Consider the following 14,627-nt stretch of genomic DNA (forward strand, 5'->3'; position numbering starts at 1 on the left):
AGGGCAAGCTGAGGTGGGCGGTAACACGAAGGCAGGTATTAGGCGTGGTTTACTCGGCTGCGAATGCCTTGCGCATAAATGGCGGAAGGGCGAGCGCACCTCGATGGGCGTCAACGCTATAGTATTCAAGCGGCAAGTCGTGGTTGGTGGCTGCCTGCTCGCGGAACGTATTCACGTCGGTGGCTTTACCCGCCAATGTTACGCTCCACCAGCCTGAAGGATAAACCGGCTGCGGGAAGGGCAGCGTGGCAACGCTGTCAAAACCGGCTTTCAACATGTCGTTGCGCAGCTCTCGGATGATCGAGCCACTGTGGTAAAGCGGTGATTCGCTCTGCTGCACCATTACGCCGCCGCTTTTCAAAATACGGTGGCAGCGCTTGAGAAAATCGGTTTTAAACAGCCCTTCAGCGGGCCCAACCGGGTCGGTGGAGTCGATAATCAGCACATCGATGCTCTCATCAGGTGCATCGTCCACCCACTTGACGCCGTCGGCGAACAGCAGTTCAGCACGGGGGTCGTTATTCGACGCTACCAACGACGGGAAGAAACGCTCAGACGCTTTAGTCACTTCTTCGTCGATATCAATTTGGGTCACTTTCTCCACACCTGGGTGGCGGAGAACTTCTTTTAAGGTGCCGCAGTCGCCGCCGCCGATAATCACTACACGCTTGGGTTCTTGGTGAGTAAACAGCGCCGGATGCGCAATCATCTCATGGTAGAGGAAGTTATCGCGATCAGTCAGCATCACGCAGCCGTCCAGCACCATTAGGTTGCCGTAGGTCTCGGTGGCGTAGACCTCTAGGTGCTGGTATTGGCTCTGTACATCCAGCAGTTTTTCAGAGATCTTCAGTGAGAAAGCGCTGCCGTGGCTATCAAAGACTTCGGTAAACCATTGGTCGTCGCGTAAATCGCTCATCAATTGGCTCCTGAGTGCTGTGCATTTGTGTGCGTTGGAATATCGCGGTGATACTGCGGGCTCAATTCGTGCAGTGCCTCCATAAAGGCAGTGACGTTGTCGGGGTTGGTAAACTGGCTGATTCCATGGCCCAGGTTAAACACGTGACCAGGGCCATGGCCGTAGCTTTCCAGCACGCGGGCTACTTCAGCGCGGATAGCCGAGGGGCGGGCAAACAAAACGTTGGGATCAAGATTGCCCTGTAGCGCCACTTTGTGACCAACCCGGGCACGGGCATCGGAAAGCTCGGTAGACCAGTCGATCCCCAATGCATCGGCACCGGCGCAGGCGATATGCTCAAGCCACTGGCCGCCGTTTTTGGTGAAGAGAATCACCGGTACGCGGCGACCGTCGTGCTCGCGGATCAGTCCCGAAACGATCTGCTCCATGTAGCGCAGCGAGAACTCAAGGTACGCAGGGGTAGAAAGTGCGCCGCCCCAGGTATCAAAAATCTGCACCGCTTGGGCGCCCGCGCGAATTTGGGCGTTCAGGTAGTCAGTTACCGCATGCGCCAGCGTATCCAGCAACTGGTGCATGGTATCCGGGGTATCGTAAAGCATGGTTTTCAGATGGCGGAAGTCCTTGCTGGAGCCGCCCTCCACCATGTAAGTCGCCAGCGTCCAGGGGCTGCCTGAGAAGCCGATCAGCGGCATGCGGCCGTTCAGCTCACGACGAATGGTCGACACCGCACGCATCACGTAATCCAGGTCGCGCTCGGCGTCGGGCACGCTTAGCGCGGCGACTTCTTCCTGTGTACGCACGGTTTTGCGGAATTTTGGGCCTTCGCCGGTTTCAAAATAGAGCCCCAAGCCCATTGCATCGGGAATGGTTAAGATATCTGAAAACAGAATGGCCGCATCGAGCGGATAACGCTCCAGGGGCTGCAGGGTGACTTCGCAGGCAAGGTCATGGTTGCGGCACAGATCCATAAAACTGCCCGCATCGGCCCGGCTGGCGCGGTATTCCGGCAGGTAGCGGCCCGCTTGACGCATCATCCACACCGGGGTGCGGTCGACGGGCTGGCGCGCTAGTGCGCGAAGAAAGCGATCATTTTGCAAAGGTGTAGTGGTCATAGACACTTGCTCTTAGGAAATTTGCCCGCATCGTATTGGAAACCGTACTTGGGAGCGTACTTGAAACCGTTTTGGGGATCGTATGAGGGCAATTGTACTTGAAGATAGGTGTTAGGGCGGCGTACTCGATGGCAAAAATCGTCGCACCCGGCCAATTTTTCTCCATTATTTAGTCGCCTTGTCAGCGTGAGGCGGGCGCCGCTTCCTGTTAGAATACTGACCCACTTTGCCAACACTGGTGTGGTTAACTGGTTTGGTCAATCAGCGAGGTAACCTGTGACCATTCGCTTCATTGCCGCTTCCCGGCTGCCCACGCCCTGGGCAACGTTTACTATGCATGGCTTCGAAGATGAGGCTACCGGCAAGGATCATATCGCCTTAACGTTGGGTGATGTGACCGGCGGCGAGCCGGTGTTGGGGCGGGTGCACTCCGAATGTTTGACCGGTGACGCACTCTTCTCCATGCGCTGCGACTGTGGCTATCAGCTCCAGGAAGCGCTAAAACGCATCGCTGAAGAGGGCCGCGGCGTGCTGTTTTACCTACGCCAAGAGGGGCGGGGAATAGGCCTGTTAAACAAAATTCGTGCCTACCACCTGCAAGATCAAGGTGCTGATACGGTCGAGGCCAATGAGCAGCTCGGTTTTGGCGCCGACATGCGCCGCTATGATCTGTGCGTGCCGATGCTTAACCATTTGGGCATCACAGCGTTAAGGCTCATGACCAACAATCCGCGCAAGGTGGATGCCCTCACCCGCGACGGCGTGAATGTCGTCGAACGTTTGTCGATCACCACCGGCCTGAACCCTCATAACGAGCAGTATCTCTCAACCAAAGCGGGCAAGCTTGGCCATATGATGGCCCTGGATGACTTCACTCACGCCAGCGATGTGGATATTGAGCGCAAGGGGTGATATGAGTGGGGGATGGCATGCCAGGAGCGCTCCAGGATGAACGCCGTCAGTAAGGGGCAGTACAAGCAGCAGCGTGAAAAGCCTCCCGAAGAGCAGGGCGAATTCAGCGTTGTCGAAGAGTACCTGAACAGCATCACCCACGGTATCGGTGCTTTGCTCAGTTTGGTGGGAATGGTAGTACTGTTGGTTGCGGCGAGTTACGCCGCCCATGCCGACCCGTGGAAAATTGTCAGCCTGAGCCTGTACGGCACCACGCTAGTCCTGCTTTATACCGCCTCTACCCTTTACCACGGCATCCCTCATCGGCGCTGGAAGCAGCGCTTTCAGTTACTCGATCACTGCGCGATTTATTTACTCATCGCAGGTACTTACACGCCCTTTTTACTCGTCAATATGCGCGGCACTACAGGCTGGGTTTTGTTTGCCGCCGTGTGGTCGCTGGCGTTGGTGGGCATTGCCTGCATACTGCTATGGCCTCAACGTTTTTCGATATTACGTGTGGCGATTTATCTGCTCATGGGCTGGATGATCGTGCTGGCATCAGGAGAGATGGCGGCGAGTCTTTCAACGACCGGCATTGCCCTACTGGCCGCGGGAGGAATTACCTACACGCTAGGGGTGATCTTCTACGCCGTGCGTGCGATCCCCTACAACCATGCGATTTGGCATCTGTTTGTAGTGGCTGGCAGCATCTGTCACTACTTTGCCGTTTATAGCGCCGTTCTACCGCACGTTTCAGCTGCTTAATGGTTAATCGCTCGACTTCGAACCATTGCCTGCTTGAACCCGCCTGTAAATTAGATGGTTTTTAAGGGGTTAAAAATACCTGTAACTCGCAGTTTCCCACTGTAGACTAAACGTTAAACTTAAGTTTTAGGATGTTGAGCCGACAGTAGTATCAGGTTTAGATGCAGACCTTGATGTGTTTAACGCCGTGCATCCTGAAAAAACACAGTGGGTTCGTATAGTGATGTCTATTGCCACACCCAAAACGACATTCAATAAGCTTTTCCAACAAGAGGATTGTCATGAGCACTGTTAACAACGCCCACGACACGACGATGCCGTCGGTACTGGGCAAAAAAGACAGTACTGATGAGATGGTGCATCGCATAGGCCACTTAACGCGCCTACTGCGGGACAGCATGAAAGAGCTGGGCCTAGATCAGCAGATTAGCCAGGCGGCGCAGGCAATACCGGATGCCAATGACCGGCTCAACTACGTTGCCTCAATGACGGAGCAGGCCGCAGAGCGGGCATTGAATGCCGTTGAGCGCGCTCAACCGGTGCAAGACAGCCTTGAAGAAGAAGGCGCTGCGCTTAATGAGCGCTGGCAGGCGGCGGCAGCTAAGCTCGCGGCAGTAGAAGGTGATGCTAAGCTCGTCGAGGATACACAGAACTTTTTGAGCAGTAAGCTTCCCACCGCAACCGGGGCTACTCAAAAAGAGCTGCTTGAAATTATGATGGCCCAAGACTTTCAGGATCTCACCGGTCAGGTGATTAAGAAAATGATGGAAGTCATCAAGCTCATCGAAGAGCAGCTTGTTCAGGTGCTGGTCGATAATGTTCCTCACGTCACCGACGGCGTTAAGATGGAAGATGACCGCGATGAACATGCCAAGCTTCGTAACGGGCCGCAGGTGAACCAAAATAAGACGGATGTGGTGGCAGGGCAGGATCAAGTAGACGATTTGCTTGATGACCTTGGCTTTTAAGCAACGCCCGACTAGTTTAAAAACCGTTGCCACATACTGCCAGCAACGGTTTTTAAAGCGTTTAGATGTTGATTAACTCTCTGCTGCTGCCTGCTCTTTTTCGATTGCTCTAGCCATCGCGGCGCGCTGAATATGGCGTTCGCGATAGGCCAATAGCGGTTCGGGTAAGCGGTGCTTCATGCTGACCGCCCACGATAAAGTATGGGTTAAAAACAGATCCGCAAGGGTAAAGGTGTTACCCACCAAGTTTTCTTGCCCGTTGTAGCGGCGCTCCAGCGCGCTTAGCGCACGCTGAAACTCCCATGCGCAGACCGGCAAAATAGCGGGAACGCGTTTGTCTGTGGGCAAGGCAAACTTATGCTTGGCCTGATTCCACAATGGCTGTTCCATTTCGGTGACGATAAAGCTGAGCCACTGGTCGACCTGAGCTCGAGCGGCAGGGCTGCTGGGTAGGAGGGTGCCGTCGCCATATTGCTCCGCTAGATAACGGCAAATCGGCACTGATTCAAATAGCGATACTTCTCCATCTTCAAGAACTGGCACCTTGCCATCCGGGTGACGCGCCAAATGCTTGGCTGTTTGCCCCTCGCCTTTATCCAGCGCCACATGCTGGCACTGATACTCTAGGCCTAACTCTTCAAGCGTCCACGCTGCTCGTAGCGAGCGGGAGTGGGGAAAGCTGTACAGCGTGATCATGGCGTGCTCCTGGCGAAAAACGATTCTTTAATCTAGCGGTCGTTAGCGACGCTGTCGATTCTCTTCCTTGCCCACAGGTTTTTTTAACTGGGCTTTGGGGGAGTGTCCAACGGTTCGTTTAAAGGCGGCGCCGAAAGCACTCTGTGACATATAACCCACGGTTTCAGAAACCTCTGCGATACTTAGGCCTTCCTGAATCAATCTTTGCGCCAGCTGCATTCGCCAATGCAACAAATAATCGATCGGTGATTTTCCTACAGCTGTTCGGAAGGCATTAGAGAACGAAGATCGCGACATGCCGACTCGATGTGATAGGTCTGCGACTGTCCAGGGGCGACTAGGCTCAGAATGCATGAGATCTAACGCGGCGCCAATTTGAGAGTTATTCAGTGCTCCAATCCAGCTGGTTAAAACATCTTCAGGTTCCGCTGTGGTGCCAGCATATTCCCGTTTTGCAAAAGCACGTAGAAGTTGAACCAGCAGCATGTCAGCTAAATGTCGCCGCATTAAACCGAAACCAATCTCGGTACGACGGATTTCGGTATCCAGGATTTCTAAAGTATGTCGCAAAGAGGCTGCCGATGGTGCAGCAGCCGGAATTCGCATGAATGGCGGTAGAGTGTCGATCAATAATTGCGCGTGTAGATCATCTAATAGAAAGCTTCCAGCAAGCAGTACTGTCTCGGCGCCGCCGTAATGACCAGTATCGGAATGTTCCCAGTCGATAACGGCCACTCCGTCCTCGGCCAAGAGGTTGGGATCACTGGCAATAACGTAGGGTGGCGTGTGTGAAAGAAGGAATACATCACCTTCATCAAGCCAGATATGTTCTTGGTTTGGATATATCAGCCAGCAGCCTCCACGCATAACGGCTGCGAATTTAAGAGCAGGTTTTGCAGGAAAGCGAAGTGCCCAGTCCCCACCGGCTTCGAGTCTGGTACATCGCGCACTACGCAAATCGAGTAGCGAAAATACTTCCGTTAGCGTATCGCTCATTATTAATACGATCTCTATAAAAAACTGTATTTTCCAGCATAGATAAACCAGCTGAGGCTCACCATAATATTTTCATTGACCGAGAAGGGGGATATGAAATGACGGGTATCAGCGGCAAGGTTATCGCTATCACGGGAGCAAGCAGCGGCATTGGCCGAGAAACCGCACTTAAGCTGGCTGGAGTGGGGGCAAAGCTAGTTCTAGGGGCTCGCAAAAGGGAAGCGCTGGAAAGCCTCGAGGAAGAGATAACGCTGATGGGGGGCGAAGCGGCCTTCGCAATAACGGATGTCTGCGTCCGCGAGGATCTGCAGAGACTGGTTGACGTTGCCTGTCAGCGGTTTGGTCAGCTTGATGTTTTCATTTCCAACGCAGGCATCGGCCCCATCTCAATGTTAGATGAACTGCGCGTTGACGATTGGGATGCGATGATTGATGTGAATTTGCGCGGAGTCATCTATGGCATCGCGGCTGCACTACCGATTTTCCGTCGGCAGTCCTCGGGGCACTTCGTGAGTGTGATTTCAACAGCCGGGCTAAAGATCGTTCCAGGGCAGGCTATTTACGCAGGTACAAAAAATGCCGTACGCACTATCCACGAGGGACTTCGACAAGAAGCAGGCCCCAACCTGCGAGTAACGGGGATATCTCCCGGCATAATTCGCACGAGTTTTGGCGACGCTATCCCTTCTCAAGAGCTTCGAAATAAGGTTGCGGACAGCATGGAGTCAATAGCCATTGACCCTGCTGCTGTTGCATCGGCCATCGCTTTTGCCATTGCCCAACCACCCGAAGTCGATATTGGAGACATTGTCGTTCGGCCAACGGCGCAAGGGTAAGATCAAAGGCCTAGAGCTATCGAAGTTACCCTTGTGGGGCCTCGTTAACTAGCTTTTGGAAATTGGCGATTGCGGTCAGACTAAGCGTTCCCCCTTGCCTCGCGGATCCGCTCGTAGGCATTGCCGATTTCGCTGGTGCGTGCCTGTGCGATATCACGCATGCTCTCGGGCAGGCCTTTGCCGGCCAGTTTGTCCGGGTGGTTTTGGCTCATCAGACGGCGGTAGGCTTTTTTGATTTCAGCATCGCTGGCGTCATCAGAAACCCCCAATACGCGGTAAGCGTCCTTGAGAGCCTCTTCGCTGGCGCCTTGAGAGTTCGCGGCCGCGCCGTGCAACATCGCTTCGATCTGCTGCACTTCGGCGTCGCTGCAGCCTACGCCCCGGGCGACACGTAGAATCATCTCGTGCTCGGCGGGGTGAAGCACGCCATCTGCGGCGATAGCAGAAAGCTGAACCTGGATAAATACCTGGCGCAGTACCGGCTGGCGTTGGGTTAAGCGGTTAACGGTGGCCAGCTCGGCGTCTAGATCGAAGTCATCGGCGCGGCCACGCTCGAAGGCGGCGCGAGCCTTGGCGCGCTGTTCGCCCTGGAGGTGCATTTGATCAAACAGCTTTTCGGCAACGTCCAACTCGCCGTCGGTCACTTTACCGTCGGCTTGGCATAAGCAGCCCATCACCGAGAAAATCGACTCCAAAAAGCCTTCCTGGATGCGCATCCGCGCGATATTCAGGCGGCGGCTAAGGCGCTTGCCTAGCCACCAGCCCAGGCCACCGCCAATCAGCAGCCCTACCGGGCCTCCAAACGCAAGGCCAATCAAGGCGAAAATAATAATTAGAAATAGCATATTAGTCTCAAAGTAATTTAAAAAATAATGGCTTATGGCAGTCGAGCGCGAATAGCCTGCTCAATGCCTTCGATATCCAGCTGACAGTCGGCAAGCAGTTGCGCGGGTGTGCCATGTTCCACAAAAGCGTCCGGTAGGCCGAGGTTGAGCACTTCCACCTGAACGCCTTCAGCGTGGAGCAGCTCATTTACGGCACTACCCGCGCCACCGGCAATCACGTTCTCTTCCAGGGTCACTAGTAGCTCGTGCTCGTCGGCTGCGTGCAGTAGCGCATCGCGATCCAGCGGCTTGATGGAGCGCATATTGATGTGAGTCGCATTGAGCCGTTCGGCGACTTCCGCTGCGGCGCTGTTGAGGCTGCCAAAGGCGAGCAGCGCGATGCGCACTCCGTCGTTGGCGGCGTGGCGGCGTACTTCCGCTTTACCAATGGCGAGTGGCTCAAGATGCGCGGGAATTTCCGCACCAGGGCCGGTGCCACGAGGGTAGCGCACCGCAGCAGGACCAGGGTGATGATAGGCGGCACTGAGCATAGCGCGGCACTCGGCTTCATCCGCCGGAGCTAGAATCACCATGCCGGGCACGCAGCGCAAGAAGGAGAGATCCATGCTGCCGTGGTGCGTGGGGCCGTCTTCACCTACCAGGCCCGCGCGATCAATGGCGAAAGTGACGTCCAGGTTCTGCACCGCGACGTCATGAATCAACTGATCGTAGCCGCGCTGTAGAAAAGTGGAATAAATTGCCACCACTGGTTTCATGCTTTCGCAGGCCATACCCGCTGCAAGGGTTACCGCATGCTGCTCGGCAATCGCCACATCGAAATAGCGTTGAGGGTACTCTTTAGAGAAGCGAATCAGGTCGGAGCCTTCGCGCATGGCGGGGGTAATGCCCATCAGGCGCGGGTCGCTTGCCGCCATATCGCACAGCCATTCGCCGAACACATTGCAGTATTTTTTCTTCGCGGGTGGCGGGGTAACCACCGGTTTCTTGACCGTAGTCGCGTTGGCTAGCGTTTCGGGTTTTTCCAGCTTAGTAATAGCGTGGTAGCCAATCTGATCCGCTTCGGCGGGCAGAAAGCCTTTGCCTTTCACCGTCTTGATATGCAGAAACTGCGGGCCGTCGAGGTCGCGCAGGTTTTCGATTGTATGGGTTAACGCGTCTAGGTCATGGCCATCAATGGGGCCTACGTAGTTAAAACCCATCTCTTCAAATAGCGTGGCGGGGCTGACCATGCCTTTCATATGCCCTTCAGTGCGCCGGGCAAGTTCCAGGGCGCCGGGCAGGTGCGAAAGCACTTTTTTACTCTCTTCGCGTATTTTCAGGTAGGGCTTGCTGGAGAGCACCCGGGCTAGGTAGGTCGCCATGCCGCCGACGTTCTCGGAAATCGACATCTCGTTGTCGTTGAGCACTACCAATAGATTGGCATTCACGTGGCCAGCGTGGGCGAGGGCTTCAAAGGCCATGCCGGCGGTCAATGCGCCGTCGCCAATAATCGCGCACACGTGACGCTTATCGCCCTGTGCCTTCGCTGCCAGTGCCATACCCAATGCCGCCGAAATCGACGTGCTGGAGTGGCCGACGCCAAAGGTGTCGTACTCGGACTCGGCGCGGCGTGGAAATGCTGCCAGACCGCCGTGCTGGCGAATACTTAGCATGGCCTCGCGGCGGCCGGTGAGAATCTTGTGCGGGTAGGCCTGATGGCCCACGTCCCACACTAGTCGGTCGTGGGGCGTTTGGTAGACATGGTGCAGGGCAACGCTCAGCTCGACCACGCCGAGCCCAGCGCCAAAGTGACCGCCGGAAACACCCACGCTATAGAGCAGGTAGGCGCGTAGCTCGTCGGCCAGTTGGGCGAGCTGGGAGGCATTCATGGCCCGCAACGCGGCGGGGTGGTCAAAGGAGTCGAGCAGCGGCGTCGTTGGGCGCTCGCGGGGGATTTCGTCGAACAGCTTCATGGGCATCTTTAGTGGTCGCGCTCGATCATGTAGTGGGCTAAGTCGGCCAGCGGTGCAGCACGCTCGCCTAATGGGGCGAGTGCGGCAATGGCCTCGTCAATCAGGCTGTGCGCTTTGCGTTGAGCACCCGCTAACCCCAGCAGGCTGGGGTAGGTGGGCTTGGCGCGTGCGGCATCGGCGCCTGACGTTTTGCCTAGGGTAACGGTATCGCCGGTCACATCTAGGATGTCGTCGTGAATCTGAAAGGCTAGACCAATGGCGCGGGCGTAGCGAGTAAGCGCGTCTAAGTGCGGGTCATCGTCGTCGACGGCTACCAGGCCGCCCAAACGCACTGCAGCGACGATCAGTGCGCCGGTTTTATGGGCGTGCATATGGGCCAGGGCATCGACATCCGGGTGATCACCGACGGCGTCTAAATCTAGCGCCTGCCCTGCCACCATGCCATCACGGCCAGAGGCGGAGGCCAGGGTGTGCACCAAATGGCTCAGCCGGGGGTGCGCATTGCTGGCCAACACTTCGAAGGCCAGCGCCTGCAGGGCGTCTCCGGCCAGAATCGCACTCGCTTCATCAAAGGCTTTATGCACCGTGGGCTGACCACGACGCAGGTCGTCGTCATCCATGGCTGGAAGATCATCATGGATCAACGAGTAAGCGTGGATTAGCTCAATGGCCGCGGCGGGGGCATCCAGAGCATCGTCTTTAGCACCGAGTGCCTGACCAGCCATATACACCAGTAGCGGTCGCAGGCGTTTGCCGCCGGCCAGCAGGCCATGGCGCATTGCCGCCTCGAGGCGTGGCGCTACCGCTGGGCGGTTATCAAACAGCGCCGCTAGGGTGGCATCTACGCGGGCATTGCTGGTCTGACGCAGGGTGGCAAGCTGGCTAGGCTGCATGGCTACCATGGGGGCGTCTCCTTGCTCTCATCCTCGGCCGCATCCTTAGGGTCGTCGGGGCCAGTAAAGGGCGTTACGTTTAAACGTCCTTCGCTATCTTCACTCAGCGCCCGCACCTTGAGTTCGGCGCTATCCAGGCGCTGCTGGGCATCGCGGGTCAGCCGCACGCCCTGTTCAAACGCGGTCAGTGCATCTTCCAATGAGAGCTCGCCTGACTCGAGACGTTCAACGATGGTTTCGAGTTGCTCAACCGTCGCGGCAAAGTCCTGTGGGGGTGATGTCGTGTCACTCATTGGGGGGTGCCTGTAAACCGGTATTTTTAAAATAAGCCCACAGTATACACCGAGGCTGGGGGGCGGCGTCTGCCCTCTTCAATACAGCTTGTTGCGCGACTTGCGATCCATTCATTGTCACCACGCAGACTTTTCATCATTCACACCCGGCCTGAACGATGCGGGCTGTGCTACGATATGCGCCTCCCGTGAACCGATACACGGCGCATGCCGCCGACCATAGAGGTTGATTCAGCCATGGCCAAAACGTCCCTGGACAAGAGCAAGATCAAGATCCTGCTACTCGAGGGCGTCCACCAAAGTGCGGTGGACAATTTTCACACGTCAGGGTACGCCAATATTGAGCACCTGCCGACGTCCCTTGATGAGGATGCGCTGATCGAAAAGATCCGCGATGTTCACTTCATTGGTATTCGTTCCCGCACCCAGTTAACGGAGCGCGTGTTCGAGGCGGCAGAGAAGCTAGTCGGCGTTGGCTGTTTCTGTATCGGCACCAATCAGGTCGATTTAACCGCTGCCCTCACCCGCGGTATCGCGGTATTTAACGCGCCGTACTCCAATACCCGTTCGGTGGCCGAGCTGGTGCTGGCAGAAGCGATTATGCTACTGCGCGGTATCCCAGAGAAAAACGCCCGCGCTCACCAGGGTGGCTGGCTGAAGTCAGCGAAGAACTCCCACGAAGCGCGCGGTAAAACGCTGGGTATCGTTGGCTACGGCAGCATCGGTGCGCAACTTTCGGTGCTGGCCGAATCGCTGGGCTTTAACGTCATTTACTATGATGTCATCGCCAAGCTGGGTATGGGTAATGCAAACCAGGTAGCAAGCCTTGAAGAGCTGCTGGGTCGTTCCGATGTCATTAGCCTGCACGTGCCTGACCTTGCCTCTACCCGCTGGATGATCGGCGCAAAAGAGATCGCTGCCATGAAGCCCGGTGCGATCTTTATTAATGCCTCCCGCGGTAGCGTCGTTGAAATCGAACCGCTTGCCGAAGCGCTTAAAGCGGGCAATCTCAACGGCGCGGCGATTGACGTCTTCCCGGTAGAGCCGAAAGGCAACGAAGAAGAGTTTGAGAGCCCGCTGCGTGGCTTGGAGAATGTGATTCTGACCCCACATATCGGTGGCTCTACCCTGGAAGCTCAGGAGAATATCGGTATCGAAGTGTCAGAAAAGCTGATTACTTACTCTGATAACGGCACCACCGTGACCTCGGTCAACTTCCCCGAGGTGGCGCTGCCCGCTCACCCGGACAAGCACCGTTTGCTGCATATTCACGATAACGTACCGGGCGTGCTGTCGCAGATTAACCGCGTGCTGTCTGAAAATGACATCAACATCTCCGGTCAATACCTGCAGACCAATGAAAAAGTCGGTTATGTGGTCATTGATGTAGATAAAGCCTACGGCCCCCAGGCGCTGGAAGCATTGAAGCAAGTGGATCACACGCTGAAAATTCGTGCGCTCTACTCGGCGCAAAATAGCTAACGCAATTGGTTAAATAAGTTGGCTGTAAAAACGGCGCCTCTTGCGAGGCGCCGTTTCGGTTTAGGCAGTTTAGTAGGTTCGGTCTTTAAGCAAGATCAAACAGCAGCACTTCGCCTGCTTCCTTGCCGGTAAGGTTTATCGCCTCATCCGGTTGGAACGCCGCGGCGTCGCCTGCGCTCAGCGTCTCACCGTTAATCTCCATTTCGCCGTTCACCACATGCAGCCAAGCGTAGCGCGAAGGCGGCGCTGTTGCCTGTTCGCCAGCGTTAAACAAACCCGCGTAAAGGTTCACATCCTGGTTGATGCTCACAGACCCGTCGCGGCCTTCTTCAGAAGCCACTAAACGCCATTGCCCTTGACGCTCAGCGCTAGGAAAAGCCTTTTGCTCATAGCTGGGTTTAATGCCGAGCTGCTTGGGTTCAATCCAGATCTGCAGGAAGTGCAGCCCGTTCTCCTTGGAGTGATTAAACTCGCTGTGCAGCACGCCGGTGCCCGCCGACATGCGCTGCACATCGCCCGGGCGCATCACCTCGCCATTGCCCATGTTGTCTTTGTGCTCCATCTCACCTTCAAGCACATAGGAGATGATCTCCATATCCCGGTGAGGATGGGCGCCAAAACCATGGCCGCCCGCTACGCGGTCTTCATTGATCACGCGCAGAGCGCGGAACCCCATATGGTTGCGGTCAACGTAGTTGGCAAAGGAAAAGGTATGGAAAGAACGCAGCCAGCCGTGGTCGGCGTAGCCCCGCTCGTTTGAACGACGAATAATCATGGTGTGCTCCGCAGGTTGCGTGAGATTGAATAATGACAATATACGCCTTACTGACGCTCCGTGGGGTGAAGCTTTCTGCACGTTCCTGTCGAATAAATCGATGTATTAAATGTGATTGCCAGCGCTAAACTTTTGGTTAGCTTTCGAGTAAAATCCTGGCCTCTTCTAACCCGGTCCGCCCTTTGCGAGGGTGACTACCAGGAGTTTTGCATGTCAGTAACTGTTCAAACGCCGCCCATTGTGGTCGCTGCGCTGTACAAATTTGTCACCCTCAATGACTTTGAAGCGCTGCGCGAACCGCTGCGCCAAACCATGCTCGATAACGATGTAAAGGGCACGCTGCTGCTCGCCAAAGAGGGCATTAACGGCACGGTGGCGGGTAGTCGCGAAGGTATCGACGCACTGTTGACTTGGCTGACTGCTGACCCACGCTTGGCTGATATTGATCACAAAGAGTCTTTTTGTGACGAAACGCCGTTCTACCGCACCAAGGTCAAACTCAAAAAAGAAATCGTCACCCTCGGCGTGCCGGATATCGACCCTAACGATACCGTGGGCACTTACGTCGAGCCGGAAAACTGGAACGACATCATTGCCGATCCGGAAGTACTGGTGATCGATACCCGCAATGATTACGAAGTGGCGATTGGCAGCTTCGAGCGGGCGATCGATCCTAAAACCACCACTTTCCGAGAGTTTCCTGAGTACGTGCGCGAGCACTACGACCCGGAAAAACATAAGAAAGTAGCGATGTTCTGCACCGGCGGCATCCGCTGTGAAAAAGCCTCCAGCTTTATGCTTAAAGAAGGCTTTGAAGAGGTCTACCACTTAAAAGGCGGCGTGCTGAACTACCTGGAAAAAGTCCCGGAAGAGCAGTCGCTGTGGCGCGGTGAGTGCTTTGTGTTCGATAACCGGGTCACGGTGCGCCACGACTTAAGCAAAGGCGAGTTCGAGCAGTGCCACGCTTGCCGCATGCCGATCTCCGCCGAGGATATGCAGTCTTCTGCTTACGAGCCAGGGATTAGCTGCCCCCACTGCATCGACTCGTTGCCGGAGAAGACCCGCGCGGCGGCCCGTGAGCGCCAACGCCAAATCGATTTAGCCAAACAGCGCGGCGAGCCGCACCCCTTAGGCCGTGACACCCGCCTAATGAAAAAATGAAGTAGCGCACTTGTAGGTAAGATTTTTAAACAAAAACGTACGT

The 14,627-nt window shown here is 55.8% G+C and carries 15 protein-coding genes; 6 read left to right on the forward strand and 9 right to left on the reverse strand.

The annotated features are described in order from the left end of the window. Positions 1-49: 49 nt before the first annotated feature. A complete protein-coding gene (speE, locus tag AC4EYZ_RS13365; protein WP_141440376.1) occupies positions 50-916 on the reverse strand; it encodes a polyamine aminopropyltransferase in 867 nt (288 codons plus the stop codon). Then, positions 916-2,028, reverse strand: a complete 1,113-nt coding sequence (gene hemE / locus AC4EYZ_RS13370) for a uroporphyrinogen decarboxylase (RefSeq protein ID WP_035539256.1) — start codon at positions 2,026-2,028, stop codon at positions 916-918. The genes speE and hemE overlap by 1 nt, the downstream gene beginning before the upstream one ends. A 276-nt stretch (positions 2,029-2,304) precedes the next feature. Between hemE and ribA the strand changes: the two genes are divergently transcribed. The 3 genes from ribA (at position 2,305) to cheZ (ending at position 4,655) form a co-directional block, all read left to right on the forward strand. Next, positions 2,305-2,940 carry a GTP cyclohydrolase II gene (gene ribA, locus AC4EYZ_RS13375; protein ID WP_009286177.1) on the forward strand — a complete coding sequence of 212 codons (636 nt, stop codon included), beginning with the start codon at positions 2,305-2,307 and terminating at the stop codon, positions 2,938-2,940. Between the two features lie 36 nt (positions 2,941-2,976). Further along, positions 2,977-3,687 (forward strand): PAQR family membrane homeostasis protein TrhA, encoded by a 711-nt coding sequence (trhA, locus tag AC4EYZ_RS13380; protein ID WP_474192051.1) that lies wholly within the window; start codon positions 2,977-2,979, stop codon positions 3,685-3,687. Between the two features lie 281 nt (positions 3,688-3,968). Beyond that, positions 3,969-4,655 (forward strand): protein phosphatase CheZ, encoded by a 687-nt coding sequence (gene cheZ, locus AC4EYZ_RS13385; RefSeq protein ID WP_022521318.1) that lies wholly within the window; start codon positions 3,969-3,971, stop codon positions 4,653-4,655. A 72-nt stretch (positions 4,656-4,727) separates the two neighbouring features. Here the strand turns inward: cheZ and AC4EYZ_RS13390 are convergent, their stop codons facing one another. Further along, positions 4,728-5,351 (reverse strand): glutathione S-transferase family protein, encoded by a 624-nt coding sequence (locus AC4EYZ_RS13390; RefSeq protein ID WP_027957924.1) that lies wholly within the window; start codon positions 5,349-5,351, stop codon positions 4,728-4,730. A gap of 42 nt (positions 5,352-5,393) precedes the next feature. Continuing rightward, a complete protein-coding gene (locus AC4EYZ_RS13395; protein WP_342584477.1) occupies positions 5,394-6,347 on the reverse strand; it encodes an AraC family transcriptional regulator in 954 nt (317 codons plus the stop codon). A gap of 98 nt (positions 6,348-6,445) precedes the next feature. Between AC4EYZ_RS13395 and AC4EYZ_RS13400 the strand changes: the two genes are divergently transcribed. Further along, positions 6,446-7,183: an SDR family oxidoreductase gene (locus tag AC4EYZ_RS13400; RefSeq protein ID WP_342584476.1), complete on the forward strand. Its 738-nt coding sequence runs from the start codon at positions 6,446-6,448 to the stop codon at positions 7,181-7,183. A gap of 80 nt (positions 7,184-7,263) precedes the next feature. Here AC4EYZ_RS13400 and djlA read toward each other — a convergent pair whose 3' ends face one another. The 4 genes from djlA to AC4EYZ_RS13420 are packed head-to-tail and all read right to left on the reverse strand — an operon-like array spanning position 7,264 to position 11,166. Next, on the reverse strand, positions 7,264-8,028 hold the full coding sequence (djlA, locus tag AC4EYZ_RS13405) for a co-chaperone DjlA (RefSeq protein WP_027957921.1): 765 nt from the start codon (positions 8,026-8,028) through the stop codon (positions 7,264-7,266). A gap of 32 nt (positions 8,029-8,060) precedes the next feature. Further along, complete coding sequence (dxs, locus tag AC4EYZ_RS13410; protein ID WP_443604644.1) at positions 8,061-9,986, reverse strand: 1-deoxy-D-xylulose-5-phosphate synthase; 1,926 nt, start codon at positions 9,984-9,986, stop codon at positions 8,061-8,063. A 2-nt stretch (positions 9,987-9,988) separates the two neighbouring features. Then, the gene (ispA, locus tag AC4EYZ_RS13415) at positions 9,989-10,882 is read right to left on the reverse strand and encodes a (2E,6E)-farnesyl diphosphate synthase (protein WP_474192479.1); all 894 of its coding nucleotides are present in this window, start codon (positions 10,880-10,882) and stop codon (positions 9,989-9,991) included. Beyond that, positions 10,876-11,166 carry an exodeoxyribonuclease VII small subunit gene (locus tag AC4EYZ_RS13420; protein ID WP_022521324.1) on the reverse strand — a complete coding sequence of 97 codons (291 nt, stop codon included), beginning with the start codon at positions 11,164-11,166 and terminating at the stop codon, positions 10,876-10,878. Before AC4EYZ_RS13420 ends, ispA begins: the two co-directional genes overlap by 7 nt. 237 nt (positions 11,167-11,403) lie before the next feature. Here AC4EYZ_RS13420 and serA point away from each other — a divergent pair, with 237 nt between their 5' ends. Beyond that, positions 11,404-12,648, forward strand: a complete 1,245-nt coding sequence (serA, locus tag AC4EYZ_RS13425; protein ID WP_039857612.1) for a phosphoglycerate dehydrogenase — start codon at positions 11,404-11,406, stop codon at positions 12,646-12,648. Positions 12,649-12,733: 85 nt separating this feature from the next. Here the strand turns inward: serA and AC4EYZ_RS13430 are convergent, their stop codons facing one another. Continuing rightward, a complete protein-coding gene (locus AC4EYZ_RS13430; protein WP_022521326.1) occupies positions 12,734-13,423 on the reverse strand; it encodes a pirin family protein in 690 nt (229 codons plus the stop codon). Positions 13,424-13,633: 210 nt separating this feature from the next. On the opposite strand from AC4EYZ_RS13430, the gene trhO reads away from it, so the two are divergent. Beyond that, the gene (gene trhO / locus AC4EYZ_RS13435; protein WP_041157277.1) at positions 13,634-14,584 is read left to right on the forward strand and encodes an oxygen-dependent tRNA uridine(34) hydroxylase TrhO; all 951 of its coding nucleotides are present in this window, start codon (positions 13,634-13,636) and stop codon (positions 14,582-14,584) included. The last annotated feature ends 43 nt before the right edge of the window (positions 14,585-14,627 follow it).

It is taken from the genome of Vreelandella sp. 162(4c) (assembly GCF_058152265.1).

What these genes read in the sequence shown, in the direction of transcription:
- speE (WP_141440376.1), bottom strand. Translation starts at nt 916, where the DNA reads ATGAGCGATTTACGCGACGACCAATGGTTTACCGAAGTCTTTGATAGC.
- hemE (WP_035539256.1), bottom strand. Translation starts at nt 2,028, where the DNA reads ATGACCACTACACCTTTGCAAAATGATCGCTTTCTTCGCGCACTAGCG.
- trhA (WP_474192051.1), top strand. Translation starts at nt 2,977, where the DNA reads ATGAACGCCGTCAGTAAGGGGCAGTACAAGCAGCAGCGTGAAAAGCCT.
- cheZ (WP_022521318.1), top strand. Translation starts at nt 3,969, where the DNA reads ATGAGCACTGTTAACAACGCCCACGACACGACGATGCCGTCGGTACTG.
- AC4EYZ_RS13390 (WP_027957924.1), bottom strand. Translation starts at nt 5,351, where the DNA reads ATGATCACGCTGTACAGCTTTCCCCACTCCCGCTCGCTACGAGCAGCG.
- AC4EYZ_RS13395 (WP_342584477.1), bottom strand. Translation starts at nt 6,347, where the DNA reads ATGAGCGATACGCTAACGGAAGTATTTTCGCTACTCGATTTGCGTAGT.
- AC4EYZ_RS13400 (WP_342584476.1), top strand. Translation starts at nt 6,446, where the DNA reads ATGACGGGTATCAGCGGCAAGGTTATCGCTATCACGGGAGCAAGCAGC.
- djlA (WP_027957921.1), bottom strand. Translation starts at nt 8,028, where the DNA reads ATGCTATTTCTAATTATTATTTTCGCCTTGATTGGCCTTGCGTTTGGA.
- dxs (WP_443604644.1), bottom strand. Translation starts at nt 9,986, where the DNA reads ATGCCCATGAAGCTGTTCGACGAAATCCCCCGCGAGCGCCCAACGACG.
- ispA (WP_474192479.1), bottom strand. Translation starts at nt 10,882, where the DNA reads ATGGTAGCCATGCAGCCTAGCCAGCTTGCCACCCTGCGTCAGACCAGC.
- AC4EYZ_RS13420 (WP_022521324.1), bottom strand. Translation starts at nt 11,166, where the DNA reads ATGAGTGACACGACATCACCCCCACAGGACTTTGCCGCGACGGTTGAG.
- serA (WP_039857612.1), top strand. Translation starts at nt 11,404, where the DNA reads ATGGCCAAAACGTCCCTGGACAAGAGCAAGATCAAGATCCTGCTACTC.
- AC4EYZ_RS13430 (WP_022521326.1), bottom strand. Translation starts at nt 13,423, where the DNA reads ATGATTATTCGTCGTTCAAACGAGCGGGGCTACGCCGACCACGGCTGG.
- trhO (WP_041157277.1), top strand. Translation starts at nt 13,634, where the DNA reads ATGTCAGTAACTGTTCAAACGCCGCCCATTGTGGTCGCTGCGCTGTAC.